This is a genomic window from Okeania sp. SIO3B5, assembly GCF_010692555.1.
Taxonomy (GTDB): domain Bacteria; phylum Cyanobacteriota; class Cyanobacteriia; order Cyanobacteriales; family Microcoleaceae; genus Okeania.
This window is the reverse complement of sequence record NZ_JAAHHG010000555.1, coordinates 1-6,464: the sequence shown is the minus strand read 5'-3', so window position 1 is coordinate 6,464 and position 6,464 is coordinate 1. Positions and strand designations below refer to the sequence as shown.

At 33.4% G+C, this 6,464-nt stretch carries 6 protein-coding genes; 5 read left to right on the top strand and 1 reads right to left on the bottom strand.

Annotated features, from left to right (window positions below):
* On the bottom strand, positions 1–392 hold a 392-nt coding region (locus tag F6K54_RS38060), incomplete at its 3' end, for a hypothetical protein (protein ID WP_293089254.1).
* A 314-nt stretch (positions 393–706) separates the two neighbouring features.
* Between F6K54_RS38060 and F6K54_RS38055 the strand changes: the two genes are divergently transcribed.
* From F6K54_RS38055 to F6K54_RS38035, 5 genes are all read left to right on the top strand, one after another.
* Positions 707–1,936: a transposase gene (locus F6K54_RS38055; RefSeq protein WP_293089253.1), complete on the top strand. Its 1,230-nt coding sequence runs from the start codon at positions 707–709 to the stop codon at positions 1,934–1,936.
* Between the two features lies 1 nt (position 1,937).
* Complete coding sequence (locus F6K54_RS38050; RefSeq protein ID WP_293089251.1) at positions 1,938–2,252, top strand: hypothetical protein; 315 nt, start codon at positions 1,938–1,940, stop codon at positions 2,250–2,252.
* Complete coding sequence (locus F6K54_RS38045) at positions 2,253–3,224, top strand: ATP-binding protein (protein WP_366558360.1); 972 nt, start codon at positions 2,253–2,255, stop codon at positions 3,222–3,224.
* Between the two features lie 964 nt (positions 3,225–4,188).
* Positions 4,189–4,689 carry an ATP-binding protein gene (locus F6K54_RS38040; protein WP_293089248.1) on the top strand — a complete coding sequence of 167 codons (501 nt, stop codon included), beginning with the start codon at positions 4,189–4,191 and terminating at the stop codon, positions 4,687–4,689.
* 929 nt (positions 4,690–5,618) lie between these two features.
* Positions 5,619–6,218, top strand: a complete 600-nt coding sequence (locus F6K54_RS38035) for a hypothetical protein (protein WP_293089247.1) — start codon at positions 5,619–5,621, stop codon at positions 6,216–6,218.
* Positions 6,219–6,464: the final 246 nt, after the last annotated feature.

The window sequence follows — 6,464 nt, the reverse complement described above, 5'->3', positions numbered from 1 at the left end:
AAAGTATTAAGATAAGTATCAAATCCTACTGCTTCTGTGGGTGTACCAAATTCTACCGTAAAATCTTCATCACCTGCAGTAGTTAGTATGCTGCTAGTAGTTACGGGAACACCATAATTAGTGTATCCAGGAGAAGAAACCCATACATTAGGAAAACCGGAACCAACTAGAGCTGTATATGTGTTGCCATTGCTAACAAATGATGGAAGAGGTTGGTCTTTTTGTGGGAATGCCTCAAAATCTTCTACTAAAGTGGTATTTGTTAAGGCATTAAAAGCATTAACATCTGTGAAAAACATTGTACTAGCATGAGCATTTCCACTAGCTCCTGCTACGACTATTAATCCTCCAGTAACTGTTAATAATTGACTGAATGTAGTTCCAATTTTCATAGTTATTAACTCCTGATAAATGTGATTAGGAAATAGAAGGTTTGTTTCACTTTGTAAGGTGGTTTGGTTTGATAAAGAGAGAAACATTGTGTGAAATGGAAATATCCGAAACAAACCCTACCCTACTATGTCATATTTCATAGTTTGATGTTCCGTTGGTTTTATTTAACTATTGTTAGAGATTTTTTATACTAGCAAACAATCCTATTTTAGGTTCGATACCCATTAAATTTGCATGCTATCCCAGCAGAAGCTTTCGCCCTGGTTGAAAAACTTGTATTATTATCTTGCTATAACCCGGGAAATTTTCCACTATGCGTACTGCCTACCAATATAAATTCAGGCCCAACAAAGAACAAATAGCCACTATTCAATTGTGGTTGGAATTGTTGCGTCGGCAGTACAACTATAGGTTAGGTGAGCGGTTATCGTGGTGGGAAGAAAACCGTTGTCCAGTTAACGCTTGCCCCTTAGTCATGCCAATTCCTCAACTAAGAGATAATCCAAATTATTACTCTCAAAAACGAGATTTGGTCAATACCAAACACCAGTTTCCTGAGTACAAGCTGATTCATTCTCAAGTTTTACAGGATTGCATAAAACGAGTAAAACTTGCCTTTGATAGATGGTTGAAAGCAGACAAAAATGGACATAAATCAGGGAAACCAAGATTTAAGGGAAAAGGACGTTATCGCAGTTTTACTTATCCTCAAATCAAGCAAGACTGCATTCAAGAAAACAAGATAAACTTGCCAAAAATAGGCAATATAAAGTTGATTCAACATCGACCTTTACCTGATGGTTTTCAAATTAAAACTGTGACGATTAGTCGTAAAGCTGATGGTTATTATGTGACTTTATCCTTAGAAGACAAATCAGTTCCAGCTTTAACAACTGAAGTTGAACCTACATTAAAAAATACTCTGGGAATTGATATGGGGTTGAAGGAATTCTTAGTAACAAGTGAAGGAGAATCTGTCCCCATACCTCAATACTATCGAAAATCTCAGAAGCGATTAAAGACTCTACAGAAACGTTTATCTCGAAAGAAAAAAGGAAGTAAAAGGTGGCTAAAGGCTGTCAAAGCTGTTGCCAAACAACATAAAAAGGTTGCTGATAAACGTAAAGACTTTCATTTCAAAACAGCCAATGAATTGTTATCAAAAGCTGAAGTTATCACCCATGAAAATTTAAACATTAAAGGGCTAGCAAAGACTCATTTGAGTAAATCAATTAATGATGCTGGATGGGGACAATTCCTATCTATTTTAACTGTCAAAGCCGGAAATGCTGGACAGAAAACTATAGGAGTGAACCCCAAAAATACCAGCCAAGATTGCTCAAATTGCGGGGAAAAAGTTCCCAAAAAATTATCTCAAAGAACCCATTCTTGTCCGCACTGCGGCATAGTAATAGACCGCGACTTAAATGCGGCGATAAATATAAAAAATAGGGCGGTAGGGCATTCCGTCTTTAAAGCTCGTGGAGCCCGACGGGATACCGGGGCTACGAAGCGAGAAGCCTACACTAAGCTGACGCTATAGTGTGGGAGATGTCACTGAAAGTCATGTTAAAAATATCGGACAAGAATTATGGAATCTTCTCTCATTAATATTAGGTAAAAAAGTTAGCAAGACTAATTTTAAAGGTATATGTGAAAAGATAAAAAGACAGAATTTTTCATCACCTATTATTCTAGGAAATTGTCATACTAATCCCACAGCTAATATTAATAATATTAATATTTTTCCAGATAGAAAGCGATATTGCTCCGCAACGCTTACGCGATCGCCTACTTCTGTGGAAAATTCCCAAGAATCTAAAAATCAACCACAACTAGATTTAGCTGAAGCACCCTAAATTTTCAACTTCTACGATCGCTCTTCGGAACTAACAACTTTGGAAAACTGGATATTAAAAGATTCATCTTGCCTCATTGCACTTTTAGGAATTAGTGGTATAGGCAAAACAACCCTAACACTCCAATTAATTAAACAAATAAAAACTAATTTTAATTACATCATTTATCGGAGTCTGCGGTTTTCTCCTACCCTGGATGTAACTCTTACCAAACTATTAAAAAATTTTCCCCAAGAAGCAGATATTTCCCAAAATCTTGAAACCAAAATATCTCAACTACTTAACTACCTAAATCAATATCGTTGTTTGATTATTCTTGATGACCTACAAATGCTTTTTTGTAGTGGAAAAATAGCAGGTCAATATCAAACCGAATCTGAAAATTACCAGATATTTTTTCAGCTTATTGCCGAAATGAACCATCAAAGTTGCTTAATATTAAACAGTAGGGAAAAACCCATAGAAATAGCTCAACTAGAAACAAAAAATAATTCTGTGCGATCGCTGATTTTAAGTAACTTAGGATTAGGAGCAAAACAAATTCTGGATAACCATAAATTATCAGACGAAGAAACTTGGGAAAACTTAATTGATATCTATCAAGGGAACCCTCGCTGGATAGAATTTACTGCCACAATGATTCAAGAATTCTTTGACAGTAGTGTTGCTAAATTTTTGCAATGGGAAAAAGTAATTTTAAGCGAATCTCTAGTAGCAGAATTAGATAAAAATTTTCAACGAATAACTCAGAATGAGCAAAAAATCATAATTCAACTTGCTCAAGAAAATAAACCTGTTACCTTGCATCAAATTGACAAAATTTTGGAGTTATCGACATCAGATTTATTGAATTCTATACAGTCACTAAAAAGACGATTATTATTAGATATCAAACAAGAAGATAAGACTACTTATTTTAGTTTAAATTCAGTTTTGAAACAGTATGTTATGTGGACAGAAGAGGGAAGGTAATTTCAGTTATCAGTTATCAGTTATCAGTACCTCCTACTAAAATCGGAGGTTTGAAATATGGTAAGCATTCAGCCGTCAGCTATTAGCTAGCCTCTTACAGAGGAACTGCGTTAACAGCTATTAATTTTGGGTCTGCGTAAAAGCAACCTTTGAAATTGAAAAATCATAAAAAGTTACTGCCAAAGTCTCTGGACAAAACCTTAGAAGTAATGAATAATTACTAATTGCTGTTAACGTAGTTCCTCCGGAGGAGGCTAGCTGACTGCTGATAGCTGTTTGCGCAGCATTCCGCAGGAAATGCTTACGAAATATGTATGGTGAATATTTTTTTTATCCCCTTAATACCATTTCTCAAAAACTTTTCTACATTTTGTTGAGCAGGGGACCCACCCCTAACCCCTCCCAGGAGGGGAAATAGGGAGTGGGGGAGTGGGGGAGAAGTAAAAAGTAAGAAGAATTAACATTAACTAGGCTATTATTAGCAAAAAGGTGATTATAGCTGTTTTGATTAATTAATAACTGAAGTTTTACCCAAGTATAGCGTTACTTTTAGGAATTGGTATAAAAGGGGAAGCTTTGAACCTAATTTTTTGGTAATAATTTAGTGTTAGTATAAATAACTCTGTGTATATCAATCCTAAAATAGGTTTTCAGCAATTAATAATTAATAATTAATAATTAATAATTATTAATTATTTTCAAGGAGAGGATTGACTAATAATGAAAATTTTTCTTTATTATCCCCTGAAAAGGGGAGGCTTTAAACCACAATTTTTCGGTAATATTTTATCCACAGCAATTCCGAAGAAGAGTGAGGTACAAAATTCGTTGGTATTAGGGAATAGGGGACAAGGAACAGAAGACAAATAAAGATAGGTATACCTCATTAGGTTGAGAAACGCTATAATATCTAATTTAATAAAAGAATGTTATAAATAAGTTTCTGGAAATACTTACCGAAAAAATGGATAAAAATACAACATTACATTTTTTTTGTGGAAAAATGGCTGCTGGAAAATCCACTTTAGCAAAACATTTATCAGAGAAACACAATGCTATTCTTTTAGCAGAAGACAATTGGCTTTCCCAACTTTATCCAGAGGAAATAACTGATATTCCTGGGTATATAAAATATTCGAGTCGTCTGAAAAATATAATGTCAGAACATATTAAGTTACTACTTTCTCATGGTATATCTGTAGTGCTAGATTTTCCCGGAAATACCCCAGCTCAACGTAATTGGTTTCGTGGTATTTTTGAACAGGTAAATGTTTCACATATTCTTCACTTCATTGATGCGAGTGATGAAATTTGTAAGCGTCAACTGAAAGAAAGAAGCAAAGATAAACCGAATGGATCACGATTTACTTCAGAAGAAGAATTTGACGCTATTACTAAATATTTTCAGCCTCCATTAGAAAGTGAAGGATTTAATTTAATTAGGTACGAACGAAAAAATATTTAGGGTTTGCGAAAAAGTCTTTTAGTAGGGGTAAGAGAAAGGAGACAGGAGACAGGAGACAGGAGAAATGGGAATGAGCGAAGAGGTAGGAGTAAGAATTGTAAGAATGATTTTTCTGCCCAACTCTTGCCTAAAATACTAACTTTTTGAGCGTTTTAGACTGAAACAGGCGCAATTTTTTCGATTTCAAAAAGGCTAAAATTTTTATATGTCAATGCTTTTATATTTAATCAGCAAGCCCTATGTAAAAATTAGCTCAAGCTGAAAATTAAGGGTGCATTTCAATTTTGAATAAAGCCATAAATTTTTGGCTTTTAGGCAACAGGCAACAGGCAACAGGGAACAGGGAATAGGAAAGATATAGGAAAAAAGTATTTTTGCAAATATTGATATGCACCCAAAATCAACTTAATAGTATTAGGCAAAATATTATAATAAACACCTCCAATAATTCATCTAAAAATCTTGAAAAACTGTTGTTAAGTCTTAATTTATGTAGATATCTAATGAACTATAGATAATACCAATTTGATAAATGTTTGTTACAAATATTTGGACTGCTTCTAGTAGTCAATAGTCAGTAGTCAGTAGTCAGTAGAAGCAGCTATTATCATCATTTTTTACCATTAAATCATCAATTGTAATACTTTGTACATTTAGATGAAATATTTTAGTTGACGCTTATTATTCGTAACATTCTTTTTTCAACCTGGTATAAATTGATTGATACAGTATTTCCTAAATTCATAAAGTACAGTATTTTTTTCTCCCTATTTACTATTTCCATACCCGGTTTTCCCTATTTCCTAAACTCTAAAATTTCTGCTTCTTATCCATAAATTATCAATTATTTTTGCCTTTTAGCCAATCCTCTTATTTAATAAGAAGAAGCAATTATTAATTATTAATTATTAATTATTAATTATTTGAAAATGTCTTACGGTAAATTTAACTTAGATGAACTACTAACAAATTTTAATCTAAATTTAGTCGAACTTCGGGGTAAATTCAACAATTTGCCAGAAGTTGTACCTAGAAAAATATTACAAGAACTTTTCCAAGACTATATACCTTTAGCAGTTGCTATTGGTTCAGAAAAAGCACGTTCTGAGTTAATTGTTGCACCAATTTTAGTAGAGCTAAAGAAACAACTAAATAATCAAATTAGCATTTTTTCAGGAATAGAATTTAACGTTAATTATGACCAAGGTTTAAATGGTTTTTGTGATTTTATTATTAGTCGTTCTACCAGACAACTTGTGATTGAAGCGCCAGTTGTTGCTTTGGTAGAAGCCAAAAACGATAATCTGAAATCTGGTTTTTCTCAATGTATTGCAGAGATGCTAGCTGCTCAAATTTTTAATCAAAGAAAAGGCAACAATATTAATAAAATTTATGGTGTTGTGACAACGGGAACAGTTTGGCAATTTTTAGAGCTAGAGTCCGAAACTATAACTGTAGATTTGGAAGAATATTCTATCAATAATTTATCGAAAATTTTCGGTATTTTAATTAGTTTGCTTAGAGTTTAGTCCAGTAGGGTGTGTTAAAAGCGTAACTGAGCGAAATATTTGGTTGATAAATATTGAGGATATTGAAGAAATATTTGGGATATTAGAAATATTTGGAATAGACGGTGCGTTACATTTCATTAACGCACCCTACTAGAATTAAACTATAACTGTTTCAGTCTCTTATTCATTTTCTTTGCAATAAACGGTGTTGGTTCAGCTTTTCGTAGTATGGCATACACAAATTGTAGAGAGAAAGCAATTTTT

What these genes read in the sequence shown, in the direction of transcription:
- F6K54_RS38055 (WP_293089253.1), top strand. Translation starts at nt 707, where the DNA reads ATGCGTACTGCCTACCAATATAAATTCAGGCCCAACAAAGAACAAATA.
- F6K54_RS38040 (WP_293089248.1), top strand. Translation starts at nt 4,189, where the DNA reads ATGGATAAAAATACAACATTACATTTTTTTTGTGGAAAAATGGCTGCT.
- F6K54_RS38035 (WP_293089247.1), top strand. Translation starts at nt 5,619, where the DNA reads ATGTCTTACGGTAAATTTAACTTAGATGAACTACTAACAAATTTTAAT.